The 1,773-nt window shown below is 33.3% G+C and carries 2 protein-coding genes; both read right to left on the reverse strand.

Annotated elements, in window-relative coordinates; genetic code table 11:
- Positions 1-156: 156 nt before the first annotated feature.
- Positions 157-633, reverse strand: coding sequence for a hypothetical protein (locus tag ACE1ET_RS20405; RefSeq protein ID WP_375730276.1), 477 nt, complete (start codon positions 631-633; stop codon positions 157-159).
- A gap of 166 nt (positions 634-799) precedes the next feature.
- Complete coding sequence (locus ACE1ET_RS20410) at positions 800-1,546, reverse strand: HNH endonuclease (protein WP_375730277.1); 747 nt, start codon at positions 1,544-1,546, stop codon at positions 800-802.
- Positions 1,547-1,773: the final 227 nt, after the last annotated feature.

Below are 1,773 nucleotides of genomic sequence, written 5' to 3' on the forward strand. Positions count from 1 at the left end.
TAATTCGGATGAAATTCTTCATTGATGCGTTCATTATCCTTAATTATTCAAATTGCACACAACGTTCCCGCGGTATGAGGTCGTGGCGGTTTCTGTCCGATAGGATAGAAACTGTCACACCGAAAAGGCGAGGTTGAAATTTGCGAACGATTTATTTTAAAAGCCGCCATGCCTTATGACCGCGTGTTGTAGGGCGTTTATTAATTTTTGTTCAGATATTTTTAATAGAGATATTTCTTGTCTTCGATAGAAAAACCAACCAAAAATAAATAAAATAGCATTACTGATATGAACCCAATTTGGCATGTCAACCTTTCCGCTTATTTGAGATATTAATAATCCAATCCATGAAGCTAAAAATATAATGAGCTCTAGTCTTGGTTTGGATTTAAAATTAATGCGTGTTTTAGTATCATCTTCGAAGTCTAAATTGACATAAATTCGAATTCCGCTTGTAATTCCATAATAATTTGAGAAAGTTCCAATTGATTCATTTGGCATAAAGAAATACCGCCAGTCTGAAATTTTGTCTAAATGATTATCTCTTTCTGATAGTTTAGTTAATTTCTCTGTAACATTGTCCAATGTCTCGTCAATAAATATTTCCTTGTTTATAAGCAGTTTGTTGTACATGAATTATGGAATTAATCTTATATATTTTTGTGCAATTTGAAAAAATGCCCTACAACGTTCCCGCGGTATGGTGTCGTGCGGTTGACTGTCCCACGAAGTGGAGACTGTCAAGCCGAAAACGGCGCCATACGGAATGCGGACTTACAAGTTAAAATAACCGCATGCACTATGACCGCGTGTTGGCAGTAGTATTTTTTATTATTTCTTTAAGTTCTTCAATTGTATAAGCAGGTTTCTTTTTATGTAGCATTGAATGGCAGTTAGGACATACAGGAACTAAATCATTTATTGGGTCCACTGAATATTCATTCCCAACAGTCGAAATGTCTATTTTATGATGAACATGAATGAATTCTTTACCAATTTCACCAAACCAATCTTCAAAGCTAAATTCACAGACTTTACAAGAATATCCATAATGTTCAATGCACCTTTTTCTGGCAATAGGATTTCGTTCATAATTATTAACAAGTACTTTTTTAGTTTTTCCTTCAGAATATTCTTTTTCAGAATCAACTTCATCAGCATAGATTGTTTTTTCAGGTAGTCCTTCAATCAAATTAAAATATTTAAAGTATATCTCTTTACGGCTTTTTACATTAGAACCAGATTTTTCTTCATAATAATCAATATGTTGGGAAAGAGATAAAAGAGCATTTTGAAGTCCAATTTGACCGTTTTCTTCATAAATCTTTTTTAGATAATATTCTGTTCCAAAAGCATTAGTAGTTCTTGTAAAAAGTTTTCCTTGGATTAAGTTTGAATAATTATAGATGTAATCTACAGCAGAATTTTTATTCATGCCGATATGAGTTAATAAAATTACTCCTTCTTTAAGACTAATTTTCTTCTCAAAAAAATCCTTCCCAATTTTAAAGGATTTCTCAATCATCTGATTAGTAATTTTAGCCATTCTATTTTTTTCAATATTACTGCCAACGTTCCCGCGGTATGGTGTCGTGGCAGTTTCTGTCCGATAGGATAGTAACTGTCAGGACGAAAGGAGCAGACAGCGAACGTTGAGTTATTTGGTTTTAAAAGTACTGCCATGCACTATGACCGCGTGTTGTAGCGTCGTTATTTTTGTTTTATCATTATTTTATATTCCGAGTTTACTATTTCACCATTCTTCGTGCCTGG

Origin of the sequence: Quyinboa mangrovi (assembly GCF_042219825.1) — a bacterium.
Lineage (GTDB): Bacteria > Bacteroidota > Bacteroidia > Bacteroidales > UBA5342 > JBHJHP01.

What these genes read in the sequence shown, in the direction of transcription:
- ACE1ET_RS20405 (WP_375730276.1), bottom strand. Translation starts at nt 633, where the DNA reads ATGTACAACAAACTGCTTATAAACAAGGAAATATTTATTGACGAGACA.
- ACE1ET_RS20410 (WP_375730277.1), bottom strand. Translation starts at nt 1,546, where the DNA reads ATGGCTAAAATTACTAATCAGATGATTGAGAAATCCTTTAAAATTGGG.